Genomic DNA, 15684 nt, shown 5'->3' on the forward strand with positions numbered 1-15684 from the left:
GATGCGAGGGACGAGATGCGAGGGACGAGATGCGAGGGACGAGGTGCGAGGACCGGGGTGCAGGGTGCGGGGGACGAGAAGAAAGGAGGTGATCAATTTTAGAGTTGCTTGATTAAAGGCTTTTTATTTCGTTTATAACTGTTTTCATTCGCTTGGCTAATGGTCTATTGCGATGATGGCATGCATATATATCTTCACAAACGGGGTGCGTTAGCTTGTGTACTTGTATCTTTTCTTGATTATGAAACGCACGAACCGCATGAGCGGGGAGCACTGTAAAGCCAAGCCCTAAGCTTACAGGCTCTAGAATTAAGTTGATTTGATTCGAAAATCCACTGCACTCAAACTGAGCTATCGATTCAAACTCAGTAAAGTTCACGCTTAACAGCTGTTGTGCATGATGTTGTCCATCTGGGTGATTAATAAAGCCTAATTGGCACAGTTGCTGCCAATCTATGGTTTTAAACTGAGCAGGCGTTATCAATAACAAGGGTTCACTTGCGATTTTTTGCCCTGTAACCTCATGCATTTTGGGTGCTTGGCTCATAAAGCCAATGTCTATTTGATGGCTCGCTATGGCCTTTTCGACCCCAGAATTAGGCGCAAATGCATACTCTATATAAAGTTTAGGGTGCTTTGATTGCAAGCTTAATAATTCATTATAAAACTTTAGCCCACAACTTCCCGGCGATTGTATTTTTACTCGGCCTTCAAAAGGTGAATCATTTTTTATTTGTTGCTCCAAAAATTGCCACTCTTTTAATAACTGGCTACCTCTGTTGTATAAGCTTTGGCCCTGTGGAGTAAGTGTAAATTGTTTGCCGTGTCGCTCCAGTAATAAAGCCCCAACTTGCTGTTCTAACTTTTTTATGTGCTGGCTTACGCCTGACTGGGTCATAAACAGTCGCTCTGCTGTTTTTGTAAAGTGATTTACTTCGACTAGTTCACAAAATGTTTTTAACCAAACCGGGTTTATCATAACAAAATATACTTATTTACATGTTGAATGATAATTTAACTTAATAAATGGGTAATCGTAAACTATAAACTCATTCTTACTGAGGAGAGTTAATTATGAGTAATACATACCCGCGCACTTTTTCGCATATTGGTATTTCTGTTCCGGACCTTGACGCGGCCGTTAAGTTTTATACCGAAGTATTAGGCTGGTATCTTATTATGGAGCCAACTGAGATTACCGAAGATGATAGCCCTATTGGCCAAATGTGTACTGATGTCTTCGGTGCTAACTGGGATAAGTTCCGAATTGCTCACCTATCAACGGGTGATCGAATTGGAGTTGAGATTTTTGAGTTTAAAAACCAACAAAATCCAGAAAATAACTTTGAGTACTGGAAAACAGGCATTTTTCACTTTTGTGTTCAAGATCCTAACGTTGAAGAGCTTGCAGAGCGAATTGTTGCTGCAGGTGGTAAAAAACGTATGGAAAAACCACGTTATTATTACCCAGGTGAAAAGCCATACCGTATGATTTATATGGAAGACCCATTTGGTAATATTTTAGAAATTTACAGCCATAGCTACGAATTAACATACAGTGAAGGCGCTTATTAATTTTGCCTATCAATTAGTAATTAGGTAGCCCTTGTGGGAAGTAGCGATTTATTTATGTAAATCGTTACTTTTCTGAGCTCACCGGAATAATGAAAAACAAAACTTCGCCGATCTTTAATACTTTCACCGCCTTAACATTGCACAATTGGCAATTTACTAGCACTATTATGTATTAAGAAGACTTTAGTCTGAGGTAAGCATGCACGACAAGCAAACTCATTGCCAGCCAACAGGTTGCAATAACTGTAAAGACAAATTAGAACTTGGTTTTGATTTTACAATGGCTTTTCAGCCAATTATTGATTGCACCGATAAACATATTTTTGGCTATGAGGCTTTAGTTAGAGGGCCTAATAATGAGTCGGCTTATTCTGTTATCTCACAAGTTAACGATGAGAACCGTTATACCTTCGACCAGCTTTGTCGTATTAAAGCTATTTCGCTTGCAGCTAAGCTGAAGCTTGATTCTATTTTGAGTATTAACTTTTTACCTAACGCGATTTACAAACCTGAGCGCTGTATTAGAACAACCCTTGAAGCTGCTAAGCAATATGACTTTCCGGTAGAACAGATTATGTTTGAGTTTACCGAGGTTGAAAAGGTTGAAGACAGTACGCACATCAAACGTGTTGTTGAGTATTACCAATCACTCGGGTTTATTACCGCAACCGACGACTTTGGCTCTGGGTATTCTGGTTTAAATTTATTGGCTGATTTTCAGAGCAATATTATTAAGCTCGATATGGAGCTGATACGCGATATTCATTTAAATAAAGCACGACAAATCATAGTGAACCATTGTATTGCTATGTTTGAAGAGCTCAACATTACCGCCCTTGCCGAAGGCATTGAAACAGTTGAAGAGTATCAATGGTTGCGCCAAGCTGGCGTAAGTTTAATGCAAGGGTATTTCTTCGCTCGCCCAGGGTTTGAAAGCCTGCCAGAAGTTGATTTTAGTAAGTTGGGGTAAGTGGTTGAAACGAGAATCGAGTTGCGACAAAACAAGAGCGGTCAGCCGTAAGCCCTCAGACGCATGAAGACATTAGGTGCTAGGTGCTAGGTGCTAGGTTCTAGGCGCTTGGACGCGATGTTAAATCGCTGCTACTTGTTCGGCGTTAAAACGCCTCCTACATCTCGCAACTTTCTCCTCGTATCTCGAAACTCGCATCTCTTATCTCGTAACTTTCCCCTTTACTCTTTCCCCTTGTAACTCGCTAACTTAAGACACTTCCCGGCTAAAGCCAGTCCTACACGGGAAACATTAGGTGCTAGGCGCTAGAACGCGATGTAAAATCGCTGCTACCTCGAATCTCGAATCTCGAATCTCGTTACTCGCACCTTTCCCCTTTACTCTTTCCCCTCGTAACTTGAAACTTTCCTTTTTTAATAGCGTTATTAGGGGCTGATCTGTATAATCCGCGGCCTATTATTTACCCTATTGCTTGTTTATTTTCGCAGTTGCTGCGCCCATAACCCTGCCAGTATTTTTCTAGGAACAATTCGTTGATTTCAACCGCAAATATCACCATGCAATTTGGTGCAGAGCCTCTGTTTGAGAACATTTCAGCTAAGTTTGGTAACGGTAACCGCTATGGTTTAATTGGTGCGAATGGCTGCGGCAAATCGACCTTTATGAAAATTCTAAGTGGTGCGCTTGTGCCAACGTCTGGCAATGTGTCGATTGCACCGGGTTTAAAGCTAGGCACGCTAAGCCAAGATCAGTTTGCATTTGAGCAATACACTGTGGTTGATGCGGTGATCATGGGTGATGCAGAACTATGGAAAGTTAAACAAGAGCGCGACCGTATCTACTCACTGCCAGAAATGAGTGAAGAAGACGGCATGAAAGTCGCTGAGCTTGAAAGCATTTTTGCCGAAATGGATGGCTACACAGCAGAAAGCCGTGCGGAAGAAATTTTGATCCAAGCGGGTATTGAGCAAGAGTTTCATTATGGCTTAATGGCAAACGTTGCGCCGGGCTGGAAACTTCGTGTGCTGTTAGCACAAGCGCTATTTGCAAACCCTGATATTTTGCTGCTTGATGAGCCAACCAATAACCTTGATATTCACACCATTACTTGGCTAGCTAACGAGCTTAACCAGCGTAAATGTACGATGATTATCATCTCGCACGACCGTCACTTCTTGAACTCGGTGTGTACACACATGGCCGATATCGATTACGGTGAGCTAAGAATTTATCCAGGTAACTACGAAAAGTGGATTGAAGCTTCAAGCTTGCAACGCGAACAGCTACTTGCGGAAAATGCAAAGAAGAGCGCCGAAATTGACGAGCTACAAGAGTTCGTAAACCGCTTTGGTGCTAACGCATCAAAAGCAAAACTAGCGAGCTCTCGTGCTAAGCGCATGGATAAAATTAAGCTTGATGAGGTAAAATCATCAAGCCGTATTAGCCCATCACTTCGTTTTGACGAAGGCAAAAAGATGTATCGCCAAGCATTAGAGCTTACTAAGCTAGGTCATGGCTTTGATGGCGAAACTCTGTTCAGCGGTGGAGAGTTATTACTTGAAGCCGGCGCTAAGCTTGCAGTTATTGGTGAAAACGGTGTTGGTAAAACCACCCTACTACGTTGCCTAGTGAATGAATTACAAAGTAACGAAGGTGTGGTTAAGTGGTCTGAAAATGCCAGCATTGGTTATTGCCCGCAAGATAGCAGTAAAGACTTTGATAACGACTTAACTTTATTTGATTGGATGTCGCAGTGGCGCACCGCTAAGCACAACGATTTAATGGTTCGTGCTATGTTAGGCCGTTTATTATTTACCGCAGACGACGCTAACAAAAAAGCCCGTAATTGCTCGGGTGGTGAAAAGAACCGCCTATTGTTTGGTAAGTTAATGATGCAAGACATCAACGTGCTCATTATGGACGAGCCAACCAACCACATGGATATGGAAGCCATTGAAGCACTCAATAATGCATTAAAAGATTACCAAGGCACGCTGATTTTTGTAAGCCACGACCGTGAGTTTGTATCGTCTTTAGCGACTCGTATCATCGATATTAAAGATCAACAGCTTATCGATTTTCAGGGCACGTTTGACGAATATATGGACCATGTTGCGCAACAAGCGCAATAAGCCCTTCCAAGAAAAGGTGAACAAGTTAGCTCACCTTTTTTGTTTACGTTCAGTTACATATTCACTTTACTGAATTACCTGTTTTAGGTAACTTAAATTTCTTTGACTTCAATAGAACAATAAATTTAAGGGACCTAAATGAAAAAACTTCTCAGCGTATCGGCACTGACTCTGGCTCTAACAGCCTGTGGTGGCGGTTCATCAACAGATAAAACGCCAGATGTAAAAGTAGAGCAAAATACTGCACCGACGCTTTCTGGCTCACTCACTCTCTCAGCCAAAGCGCTTGAATCAACTAATTTAGTTGTTGATTTAAAAGATGAGCAAAACGACAGTGTGACAACAACGATTATTGATAAACCAGAGTGGCTGACTGTAACCACCAGCAGTAATCAAGTAACTTTTAGTGCAGAACCAAGCTTATTCGAAGTAGCTAACCATGCTTTTACTGTGGAAGTGTCTGACGGTAAAGCGAGTAATCAATATACTCTAACCGTTAATGTCGCCGAGAATCGTGCAGCATGGCAACCTATTGAGCTTAGCAATAGCGAAGTGATGGGTAATTGGCAATCAAGCGATGGTAGCGTAGAGCTGGTATTTGCTACTGAAGATGCCGGGGTAATTGCTCAAAATGGTGAGCTAAGCCGTTTTGATTGGTCGAACCCTGATGTGATTGCATTAAATACCCAAGCGATTGATTGCTTGCAAGAATGTAATCAACAAGCCCTTCTTGAAATGGAAGTGTTGGCTAAGCGCGATGATGCTATTCGTGTTGAGCTTTTTAATGTTTCAACCGATAAAGGCGAAGTCGTTACCCTTTATAAATCAAATACAGAGTTTAGTTCTGCGTACTACGCTGATGTAGAGCAAAGCTCATTCCACTCAGTTAATTTTTTAAGTGCAGCAGGTGAAGAAAGTTACTTTGAAGTACCTTTAGCAAGCTTTATTCCGACGGCTTCAGGAAATACTACGTCATTCCCTCATGCTGAATTTTCGGCAACGTTAGATGGCAAAACATTAAAAATTGAGAGTGATACATTAGTTGTAACTCAAAACACAAAACAATTTAGTAACCTTGGTCATGAGGTAGATGTCGCATTTGATCTTGATCTTGTTGATGCAGAAGTCATTGCCCAATTTGATGACTTTTTAGTGCTAAAACTACGTCATGCTCTAACTTATCAAGATGAAAGTGCTCAGAATTATATTAATGAGTCAGCCGAACTTGCTGAAGCATTGCAAGTAAAAACAACGATTAGCACACTGCGCAAACTTACTCCTATTGCGGTTCCTGAGCTTACAGTAGGCAAATCATATACAGGCCGTTTGAATAACAAAAATTCAGATACAGGTGAAGGCCTAACGTTCCGCTATTTACCAACATTTTTCACCATCACTGCCGCCGATACTGCAACGGTAACATTTAATACGCCTGAAAATACTGACTCGTTTAAGTGGCATTACGACTTAGACAATAATGGCGAAACAGTTAAAGTAACAGGCAATGGCCTAGATACTAGCTTACAATTTTTCACTCAGCCTGATGGCAAAATGATCATGGCGCGCGAACGAAATAAAGACGAACGCCAAGCTCGCTTAGGGTATGAATTTATGGAAGTGATTGATGATTCAACCATCACACTTGATGACTATAAGCAGCTATTTAGTTACTTACGTCAAGGCTATACCAGTGGCAACCAGAAGATATACTGGTATATAAATGATGATGGTAAAGGCAGCTTCTATTATGCTGACCAATATGGCCTAGAAAACAGAGCTAACTTTACGCCAAGTAGTTATTGGCAATTAGAAGCTGATAACAGCATTAGCTTTGCAATGATGTCACAGTGCCCAGGTGCAGTTGATTATGCTAGCTGTAAAAATGAAGTGTTAGCAAATCAAGAAGTTGCCTATTCATCATTACTCAATTTTAAAATTCTTGCTAAAGAAGGTGATAAGTACCTTTTTGATCGTCTGTTTTGGCAAAGCACGTATGCCTACAGTGAAAGAGAGTTAAAAGAGAGTATTTTTCAAAATAGTTATTGGTTTGGGATTGAGAAGTAAAAGAGCATCAGCCTTCAGGTCAGACGCGCGAAACAAGTTTCACGCCTACGGTGAAGACATTAGGTGCTAGGTTCTAGGCACTAGGACGCGATGTAAAATCGCAGGCTTTTAGTCGATAGAGGTCAGATGTTAGATGTCAGCAGATCTGTGGGGTTATTTAGGTCGAGTGTCCTTCTCAGCATTCGACCTTTTCACTTTCCAGGTAAGTTGGGTCGAGCGGAGCGACACCCAACATATAGAATCGGTCAGCTGTCAGCCTTCAGCGATCAGACGCGCGAAACAAGTTTCACGCCTACGTGTAGCAGCGGGTTTATCCCGCGTCATCAGCGAGGTTCTGGGTTCTAGGACGCGATGTAAAATCGCTGCCACCTGGCATCTCTTACCTCGTAACTTTACTCTTTCCCCTCGTAACTCGTGACTAACAAAAAAAGGCCACACAGTTAAACTGTGTGGCCTTTGTACTTAACGGAATTTTAAATTAAATATCGAAGCGGTCGGCGTTCATTACTTTCACCCATGCGTCGACAAAGTCTTTTACAAAACGTTCGTTGTTGTCGTCTTGCGCGTAAAACTCTGCGTATGAGCGTAGGATTGAGTTTGAACCAAACACTAAATCAACGCGTGTTGCTGTCCATTTAGTTACACCTGTGCTGCGATCAATGATGTCGTAATAGCCTTTACCTAGTGGTTTCCACGTATTAGCCATATCGGTTAGGTTAACGAAAAAGTCAGTACTGAGTGTGCCTACGTTATCTGTAAATACACCGTGTAAAGTACCGTTATGATTAGTACCAAGAACACGCATGCCACCAACAAGAGCAGTCATTTCTGGTGCTGTTAAGCCCATTAATTGCGTACGCTCTAACATTAGCTCTTCTGCTGAAACCGCATAGTCTTTTTTGAGCCAATTACGGAATCCATCGTGAATTGGCTCAAGTACGTCGAACGAATCTGCATCTGTCATCTCGTCTGTGGCATCACCACGGCCAGGCGCAAATGGCACGGTTATATCAACACCCGCTGCTTTTGCTGCTTGCTCAACCGCTGCTGAGCCACCAAGTACAATTAAATCAGCGAGGCTTACTGGTTTACTTAAACCCGCTTGTACTGACTCGAGTGCGCTTAATACTTTAGCTAAACGCTCAGGCTCGTTACCTTGCCAATCTTTTTGTGGTGCTAGGCGAATACGAGCACCATTTGCACCACCGCGATGGTCTGAACCACGGTAAGTACGGGCGCTATCCCATGCTGTTGCGATTAAATCTGCTTGGCTTACACCACCGTTAAGTAGCTTGGTTTTAAGCTCGCTAATTTCGCTGTCTGATAAGGTGTAATCAACCGCAGGGATCGGATCTTGCCAGATCAGATCTTCGCTTGGTACATCGGCACCTAAATAACGTGATTTAGGACCTAAGTCACGGTGCGTCAATTTGAACCATGCACGTGCAAACACATCACTAAAGTATTCAAAATCATCGTTAAAACGCTCGATAATCTTACGATAGGTTGGGTCCATCTTCATCGCCATATCGGCGTCGGTCATAATAGGATTTAAACGAATTGATGGATCTTCTACATCAACTGGTTTGTCTTCTTCTCTAATATCGATTGGCTCCCACTGCCACGCACCTGCCGGGCTCTTCTTAAGTTCCCACTCGTAGTTAAGCAGTAAGTAGCAATAGCCGTTATCCCACTTAGTTGGGTGAGTTGTCCATGCGCCTTCGATGCCCGACGTCATGGTATCGCGACCAATACCACGTGAATTGTGGTTGTTCCAGCCAAGGCCTTGCTCAAATACATCAGCTGCTTCTGGCTCAGGGCCTACGTTTTCTTCACTACCATTACCATGAGTTTTACCCACAGTGTGGCCACCGACTGTAAGCGCTGCAGTTTCTTCGTCATCCATTGCCATACGGGCAAATGTTTCGCGAACTTGTTCTGCCGTTTTAAGCGGGTCTGGGTTACCATTCACCCCTTCTGGGTTTACATAAATTAAGCCCATTTGTACCGCTGCCAATGGGTTTTCCATGGTGTCTGGTTTAGCTACATTTGAATAGCGCTCATCACTAGGTGCTAACCATTCTTTTTCAGCGCCCCAGTAAACGTCTTTTTCTGGGTGCCAAATATCTTCGCGGCCACCGGCAAAGCCAAAGGTTTTTAAACCCATTGATTCATATGCCATATTACCGGCTAAGATCATTAAATCTGCCCAAGAAAGCTTGTTACCGTATTTCTTTTTGATTGGCCAAAGTAAGCGACGTGCTTTGTCTAAGTTAGCGTTATCTGGCCACGAATTTAATGGCGCAAAACGTTGGTTACCTGTACCACCGCCACCACGGCCATCTTCTAAACGGTATGAACCCGCTGAGTGCCATGCCATACGGATCATTAAACCACCGTAATGGCCCCAGTCAGCCGGCCACCACTCTTGGCTTTCGGTCATTAGATTTTTTAAATCGGTTTTAACAGCTTCAAGGTCAAGAGATTTGAAAGCTTCTGCGTAATTAAAGTCTTTGCCGTAAGGATTCGTTTTGCTGTCGTGTTGATGAAGAATGTCGAAATTGAGCGCGTTTGGCCACCAGTCAGTATTTGATTGAGCAGTGACAGTGTTACTACCATGCATTACCGGGCATTGGCCCGTTTTTCCATTACTCATTATATGCTCCTCATAAGCTAAAAATATGACGAAACGCTAAAAAGTCGCTTTTATCCCTTTCGTCATAAAGAGAGATTTTCTAATAGTTATGAATAACTAATAGCAAATAAGTTCCTGTTGTTTAAAACTATAGGAGTTGAATATAAATAAAGCTAGATCTAGATCATGGTTTTAAATCGATTGCACCGATAGAAAAATCTGATTTGATTCATTTTGTAAAACCGTCCATTTTATAAGGGTATTTTTTAACAGCGAGTAGCCCTTATGAAAACTATTAATCCTGACGTTGCTAGACAACTAAGCATTAACTTTTTTATCGCCAATTTACCTATTTTAATGTTAACGGGGCTGGTAGTTGCTTCGCTTGTGGGGCTAACCTTTAGAAGTTCGGTGTTGTTTTGGCTGGCACTGTTAATCACACCTTTAAGCATAAATTATTTATATTCTAAAAAACGTATCAAACAGTTTTGCAAAGACAACAAATGCACTGATATTTCTTGCCTTGCTAAGCAAACTGATTAATTTTTAATTTTATTACCCAGTCACCAGATTATTTAGACAACAACTTGTATAAATATTAATTAGTTATGTGAGTTTTTGCGGCAATTTGAAGGTGACAGTAACGCCGTTATCAGGTTTACTATCGATGTTCACTTCGCCTTGCAGCGCTTGCGTTGCAAGGTTATAAACTATCGACATACCTAAACCACTGCCACCATTACCTCGCTTGGTAGTGAAAAATGGCTCAAATACCTTGTACATTACATCTTCGGTCATGCCATGACCGTTGTCTTTATAGGTTATGGTGTAACTATTGGTGTCGTTATCGATACTTACAGCGATATCTATGCGGTTTTGCTCACGGCCAACAAATCCGTGCACACAGCTGTTATTTACAAGATTTAAGAATATTTGGCTAAGCGCCCCCGGCACGGTTATAAGCGAAAAGTCATCAACACAGTTGATGTTTACTTCAACACTATGACTACGTGTAAGTGGCATTAAGCTATGTAAGATATTTTCAAAGTAATCTTTAATGTTGGTTTCGAGTAAATTAAGGGATGATTGATCAACCGCCGTTTGTTTAAAGTCGCTTATGAGCTTTGCGGCCCGCTCAAGGTTGGTAAACGATATTTTGATACACTCGTTTAAATGATTCATGCCTTCAAGTAAGGCCGCTTTTGTTAAGGTATTTGAATCTATGTGTTTATTAAGCGTGTTTAGCTTATCTTTTGCTGAGCTATTTGCTGTGACAGCTATGCCAATCGGCGTATTTACCTCATGAGCAATCCCCGCAACAAGGTTACCTAGTGAAGCCATTTTTTCGGCTTCAATGAGTTTTTCTTGCATCGCAGTCAGTTCAGATAAGGTTTTTTCAAGCGTACGAGTTCGTTCTGCAACACGTTGTTCTAGATGCTGATTGGCACGCTCAAGTTCAGCATTGATACGTTCGTTTTCTTGTGCCGAGAGCGCTCTGCCATAAAGATCTGCCAAAGCACCGATGAATGAGCATTCATCTTCTGTCCATTGCCTTGTTCCACCTATGTGCTCACAGCAAAATATTCCGATCATTTTTCCTTTATAGCGAATTGGCGCATCGAGCATTGCACCTATGTTAAGAGGTGTTAAGTAACTTTCGCTAAATTCAAAGGTGGCAGGGTCGGTATGAGCATCTACTGCGGTAATCGTACGTTGGGTGTCGAGCGCTTTAAAATAGGCAGGATATGCATCACGAGGGAGCACTAACATTTGAATTTCTTTGCCGTTTTCTCTATCAAGTAATAAACGGCATTCAATCGCCGTATTTTCGTCGTTTAACAGCCAGATCCCAGCTCGGCCAATTTCTAGGCCATCAAGTACAGCATTCAGAATTAAGCGTTCAGCTAATTCAACATTGCCACTATCAAGATCAGAAGAAATCGATACTCCATACAGCAGTTGGACTAGTTGTTGGCGCATACTCTCACCTTTTAGTTTTACGACTCCTTAAGTCTAGACGAACATTGTGATTCTGACAGAACGAATATAAGTTTTTAAAAACTCATTAAGTATTAAGTAGTTGTTCAGATTAAAATGGGTATATTGTACCTAACTCCTGTTGATACCCCTTACGACTTTATGTTGTTTAAGCAGTTTGGCCAGCTCTCCCCCGAGCTGGCTTTTTTTTGCCTAGTCCACAATGCTCACGCATGTTACAGTTACCTCAGAAATCACTAAAAATTAATATGTCATGCGTTATACCTTAATTTTAATCACTTTTTTAATGAGCTTTAGTACATTTGCAGCAGCTCAAAATGAGCCAGAAAACCGCCCTGCTTTAACCGAAGCAGAGCAACAACAAGCTCTCGATAAGCTTCAAGAACCTATGTATAAGCCATTGTTAGAGCGCTATATTCTTGATGAATTAAAATCTGTGCGCCAAGACCAACAAAAACTGCGCGAAGATGTGACAAAACAAGTTGCTCATACGCAACTAGATACTGCCGATCGAGCATTAACTTATACAACAGACACCATTAATAATGTGTTTTTCATTATTACGATTACTGCTTCAATTTTGGTTTTAGTTGGTTGGAATTCACTGCGTGATGTGAAAAACAAAGTAGAAGACATAGTAAACTCACGTGTTAGTGCGATTACACAAGAATACGAAGAGCGCCTAAAAGTACTTGAAGAAAAGCTACGTGAGCGATCTGAAGAGATCTTATTAAACCAACAAAAGATCTCAATCACTAATGAAGTTCACTCTTTATGGATGCGTGCCAATTTAGAAAGCGACGTTGCGAATAAGATTGAGATTTTTGACGAGATTTTAAAACGTAAACCAGAAGACGTAGAAGCCATTGCCTATAAAGCAGATGCACTGTTAGAAATTAACGAAACAGGTGAAGCTATCGAGCTTTGTAATCAAGCATTAGAAATTGATAGCGACTACGGCTACGCATACTGGCAGCGTGCTTGCGCCTATGCGTTACTGCACAAACACGCCGATGCAATGGCTGATATTCGTATGGCCCTTGAGTATTCTCCTAACCTACGTAACGAGCTATTACACGAAAGCGCGTTTGCCAGCCTACACGACAACGACAGCTTTAATTCGTTGCTAAACGAAACGGCATAGCCGAAACCCGTGTAGCAGTGGGTTTATCCCGCGTCATAGACGCTAGGGTTTAGGATTTAGGTCCTAGGCTCTAGGTCCTAGGCGCTAGGACGTGATGTAAAATCGCTGCTACAGACTCGAATCTCGCATCTCGCATCTCGCACCTTTCCCCTCGTAACTTGAGACTTGCTAACTTAAGACAATTCCCGGCTAAAGCCAGTCCTACCGGGGAAACATTAGGCGTTAGGCTTTAGGCTCTGGGTTCTAGGTCGCGATGTGAAATCGCTGCTACCTCGCGTCTCGTTACTCGCACCTTTCCCCTTGTATCTCGCTAACTTTACTCTCGCTAACTTGACCCCGCTAACTTTACCTCCTCTATTGCAAAAAAATTAAATACCGCTAAACTAATCATTAAAAATCTAATGATTATAAAAGTAATCAATATGCGTTCTGAACAGGCTACAAAAATGGCACAAAAGCTGGGAGATTTGATACGCCAGCACCGAACACTTCATTATACGCAAAGTACATTTGCGAAAATGATTGGGGTATCACGTTCGACTGTACAAAAGTTAGAGCAAGGTGATGTTGTGAAAAGTGACATTCTTTTTGAAGCGCTGGTTGTACTTAACTTACAGGGATCGCTTCTTGATGAAATAAATGAATTAGCGGCCGACGTAGGTGGATACAATGCTCGCCAGCGCAAACGAAATTCACCACAGGAAATCAATGATGACTTCTGAGTGCTATGTTTTTATAGATGGTTTAGAAGAAAAACCCGTTATCTGTGGTTACTTTAAATTAGATAATCAATCAGGTCGAGGTGAGTTCAACTATGGTAAGAGCTATTTAGCCCGAAGCGATGCTTTTGCTCTAGATCCAATACATCTGCCATTAAAGTCGGGGATTTTCAATTACAGTGCAAACAGAGGTGTATTTGGCGTATTGAGTGATGCAGGAGCCGACTCGTGGGGGCGCAAGTTAATTCTTTCACTTCATACTACAAAACCCAAAAACGAGTTAGAATTTTTATTAGCCGGGTCTGGGTATGGCGTAGGAGCTCTTGTTTTTAGTCTCTCGCGAAGTGCCTCAAAGCATAAAACTAACAAAAACACCTTGTCTGATTTAGCCTTGCTAGACCAAGCTAAAGATGACTTGCTGGCGAATAAAACAATTTCTGATGAAGCTAAGAAAGCATTTGAATTTGGCCAAAGCATGGGGGGAGCTAGACCAAAGACCTCTATCCAAATTGACAACAAACTCTACTTAGCAAAATTCAATCGCCAAGATGATTTATTCAATCTAGTCAGAGCTGAACATGCTGCAATGAAAATGGCGGAACAGCTTGGTATTCGAACGGCTCCTACCTTTATTCATAAAACACATACCGGTGATGTGCTACTTGTTGAGCGGTTTGATGTTAGTAATGGGTTACCAACACACCACTTTTTAAGTGCGAATAGCTTACTTCAAAAACCCAAAGTTGCTATGAGTGATCTTTCAAATGACTACTCATATGGTCAATTAGCTGAATTTATTAGGCACCAAACAATGCAAAATGCAGGTGATGCTGAAGAGCTGTTTAAGCGAATGGTGTTCAATGCGTATATTGGTAATACAGATGATCACACTCGCAATCATGCATTCCTATATTCATTTTCACAAAAAAATTGGCGATTAAGTCCAGCCTATGACATCACTCCAATCAACAACTCAAAACAACATGGTCTTGGCTTTGGTGATGATGGGCGTTATGCAAGTAAAAGCAATTTTTTATCTCAGGCTAAGCGATTTGGGTTAGCAAATTCAGCAGCAAAAAACATCATTAAAGAGATTGAAGAATATTGCAAAGATTGGCCGACTCACTTTAAACATTTTGCAGACGTTAGTGATGAAGATATCACCCGTTTAAAAGGTGTAATTCCTGAAATTAATGAAGATTAATAGCGCGAAACAAGTTTCACGCCTACGTTTTATCCCGCGTCATAGGCGCTAGGATTTAGGCGCTAGGATTTAGGCTTTAGGTTCTAGATATCCTAGGCGCTGGGACGCGATGTAAAATCGCTGCTACCTCATATCTCGCATCTCATATCTCGCATCTCGTTACTCGTACCTTTACTCTTGCTAACTTAAGACAATTCCCGGCTAAAGCCAGTCCTACGGGGGAAACATTAGGCGCTAGGCTTTGGGTTCTAGGACGCGATGTAAAATCGCTGCTACCTCGAATCTCGTACCTCGCTAACTTTACTCTCGCTAACTTTACTCTCGCTAACTTTACTCTCACTTTCACCCATAAAAAAAGAGCAGCTGAGCTGCTCTTTTTTCTAACGGAAGAATAACACTTTGGTTATTTTGCCATTTTCTATTTTGTAGCTGGTAACGAACTCAGAGCGCTTGTCGACGACTTTGGGGTCTTGTGTACAGGTTTCAGAGAGTTCGTGATCAATCACGATGTTGCCAAGTACAATGCGTTTTATTGGCGATGACTTAATGCACTTTAGCTTTTTAAACATGATGCCGTATCGTGCAATAAGTTTTTCTTTACCGGTGAACATCAACTCATTCGGGAATGTATAAAACTCAACGTTTTCATCGTACATCTTAATAAAAGCATCAATGTTACGAGCATTATAAGCTGCAATCAGCTGTTCAATCACCGCCATCGATTCACGTGACTGACGTGCTTTTTCTTGCTGCTTCGCTGTTAGTGCTTCTTTAGCTTGATTAACGGCTTTTTCTGCTTCTGCAACGGCTTGCTGTTTTTCGGCAACTGTTTTTGGTTGCTCTGCAGGTGCAGGGGTTTGTGTACCGAGTACTTTGCTATCATCAACTTCTGCAACCGCTTTTAAGGCTGCGGCTGTCGCTTTTTGTTCGTCGCTGCTTGTGGTTGTTTCACTCGTTGCCTTCGCGGCTTCTTCAGCTTTTTCTTCTACTTGAGCGGATTCTACAGTCGCTTTTTCAGTTTCAGACGCTGATTTTTGCTCTGTAGCTGGCTTTTCTTCAATAAACTCTAAGCTAGGTACGTCCTTCTTTTCGGCTTTTTGTTCATTGCTCGTTTGAGGTTGGGTTTGTTCGGTGGTTTCGTCACTTGCAATTGACTGCCAAGAGAGTAATAAACTGATTGCAAAAAATAACGGTTTCATACTTTTCCTAAATGCATCATTCCTGATTTGAGGCGCTAAGGTAG

At 41.8% G+C, this 15684-nt stretch carries 12 protein-coding genes; 8 read left to right on the plus strand and 4 right to left on the minus strand.

What is annotated here, in order from left to right; all coding sequences use genetic code 11:
* Positions 1–112: 112 nt before the first annotated feature.
* On the minus strand, positions 113–979 hold the full coding sequence (locus AN213_RS18645) for a LysR family transcriptional regulator (RefSeq protein ID WP_055199328.1): 867 nt from the start codon (positions 977–979) through the stop codon (positions 113–115).
* A 95-nt stretch (positions 980–1074) separates the two neighbouring features.
* On the opposite strand from AN213_RS18645, the gene AN213_RS18650 reads away from it, so the two are divergent.
* The 4 genes from AN213_RS18650 (at position 1075) to AN213_RS18665 (ending at position 6741) form a co-directional block, all read left to right on the plus strand.
* Entirely contained in the window at positions 1075–1575 is a 501-nt protein-coding gene (locus tag AN213_RS18650) for a lactoylglutathione lyase family protein (protein WP_055199329.1), read from the plus strand.
* Between the two features lie 199 nt (positions 1576–1774).
* On the plus strand, positions 1775–2545 hold the full coding sequence (locus tag AN213_RS18655; protein ID WP_054563209.1) for an EAL domain-containing protein: 771 nt from the start codon (positions 1775–1777) through the stop codon (positions 2543–2545).
* A gap of 533 nt (positions 2546–3078) precedes the next feature.
* Positions 3079–4677, plus strand: a complete 1599-nt coding sequence (locus AN213_RS18660) for an ABC-F family ATPase (RefSeq protein WP_095209795.1) — start codon at positions 3079–3081, stop codon at positions 4675–4677.
* Between the two features lie 138 nt (positions 4678–4815).
* Entirely contained in the window at positions 4816–6741 is a 1926-nt protein-coding gene (locus tag AN213_RS18665; RefSeq protein ID WP_055199330.1) for a hypothetical protein, read from the plus strand.
* 478 nt (positions 6742–7219) lie between these two features.
* Here AN213_RS18665 and katG read toward each other — a convergent pair whose 3' ends face one another.
* Entirely contained in the window at positions 7220–9397 is a 2178-nt protein-coding gene (katG, locus tag AN213_RS18670; RefSeq protein ID WP_055199331.1) for a catalase/peroxidase HPI, read from the minus strand.
* 264 nt (positions 9398–9661) lie between these two features.
* Here katG and AN213_RS18675 point away from each other — a divergent pair, with 264 nt between their 5' ends.
* Positions 9662–9919, plus strand: a complete 258-nt coding sequence (locus AN213_RS18675) for a hypothetical protein (protein WP_054563202.1) — start codon at positions 9662–9664, stop codon at positions 9917–9919.
* Positions 9920–9982: 63 nt separating this feature from the next.
* Here AN213_RS18675 and AN213_RS18680 read toward each other — a convergent pair whose 3' ends face one another.
* Entirely contained in the window at positions 9983–11356 is a 1374-nt protein-coding gene (locus AN213_RS18680) for a GAF domain-containing sensor histidine kinase (RefSeq protein ID WP_055199332.1), read from the minus strand.
* Between the two features lie 271 nt (positions 11357–11627).
* Here AN213_RS18680 and AN213_RS18685 point away from each other — a divergent pair, with 271 nt between their 5' ends.
* The 3 genes from AN213_RS18685 to AN213_RS18695 all read left to right on the plus strand — a co-directional run bounded on the left by AN213_RS18685 (position 11628) and on the right by AN213_RS18695 (position 14441).
* Positions 11628–12518: a TPR end-of-group domain-containing protein gene (locus AN213_RS18685; protein WP_054563200.1), complete on the plus strand. Its 891-nt coding sequence runs from the start codon at positions 11628–11630 to the stop codon at positions 12516–12518.
* Between the two features lie 422 nt (positions 12519–12940).
* Positions 12941–13240: a helix-turn-helix transcriptional regulator gene (locus tag AN213_RS18690; RefSeq protein WP_054563199.1), complete on the plus strand. Its 300-nt coding sequence runs from the start codon at positions 12941–12943 to the stop codon at positions 13238–13240.
* A complete protein-coding gene (locus tag AN213_RS18695; RefSeq protein WP_055021789.1) occupies positions 13230–14441 on the plus strand; it encodes a type II toxin-antitoxin system HipA family toxin in 1212 nt (403 codons plus the stop codon). Before AN213_RS18690 ends, AN213_RS18695 begins: the two co-directional genes overlap by 11 nt.
* A gap of 380 nt (positions 14442–14821) precedes the next feature.
* On the opposite strand, the gene AN213_RS18700 is transcribed toward AN213_RS18695, so the two are convergent.
* Positions 14822–15640 (minus strand): nuclear transport factor 2 family protein, encoded by an 819-nt coding sequence (locus AN213_RS18700; protein WP_054563197.1) that lies wholly within the window; start codon positions 15638–15640, stop codon positions 14822–14824.
* Positions 15641–15684 lie beyond the last annotated feature (44 nt).

This window comes from Pseudoalteromonas sp. P1-8 (genome assembly GCF_001399985.1).
GTDB lineage: Bacteria > Pseudomonadota > Gammaproteobacteria > Enterobacterales > Alteromonadaceae > Pseudoalteromonas.

Bases quoted from the DNA above. Each gene is read 5' to 3' on its own strand.
- AN213_RS18645 (WP_055199328.1), bottom strand. From the start codon at position 979: ATGATAAACCCGGTTTGGTTAAAAACATTTTGTGAACTAGTCGAAGTA.
- AN213_RS18650 (WP_055199329.1), top strand. From the start codon at position 1,075: ATGAGTAATACATACCCGCGCACTTTTTCGCATATTGGTATTTCTGTT.
- AN213_RS18655 (WP_054563209.1), top strand. From the start codon at position 1,775: ATGCACGACAAGCAAACTCATTGCCAGCCAACAGGTTGCAATAACTGT.
- AN213_RS18665 (WP_055199330.1), top strand. From the start codon at position 4,816: ATGAAAAAACTTCTCAGCGTATCGGCACTGACTCTGGCTCTAACAGCC.
- katG (WP_055199331.1), bottom strand. From the start codon at position 9,397: ATGAGTAATGGAAAAACGGGCCAATGCCCGGTAATGCATGGTAGTAAC.
- AN213_RS18675 (WP_054563202.1), top strand. From the start codon at position 9,662: ATGAAAACTATTAATCCTGACGTTGCTAGACAACTAAGCATTAACTTT.
- AN213_RS18680 (WP_055199332.1), bottom strand. From the start codon at position 11,356: ATGCGCCAACAACTAGTCCAACTGCTGTATGGAGTATCGATTTCTTCT.
- AN213_RS18685 (WP_054563200.1), top strand. From the start codon at position 11,628: ATGCGTTATACCTTAATTTTAATCACTTTTTTAATGAGCTTTAGTACA.
- AN213_RS18690 (WP_054563199.1), top strand. From the start codon at position 12,941: ATGCGTTCTGAACAGGCTACAAAAATGGCACAAAAGCTGGGAGATTTG.
- AN213_RS18695 (WP_055021789.1), top strand. From the start codon at position 13,230: ATGACTTCTGAGTGCTATGTTTTTATAGATGGTTTAGAAGAAAAACCC.
- AN213_RS18700 (WP_054563197.1), bottom strand. From the start codon at position 15,640: ATGAAACCGTTATTTTTTGCAATCAGTTTATTACTCTCTTGGCAGTCA.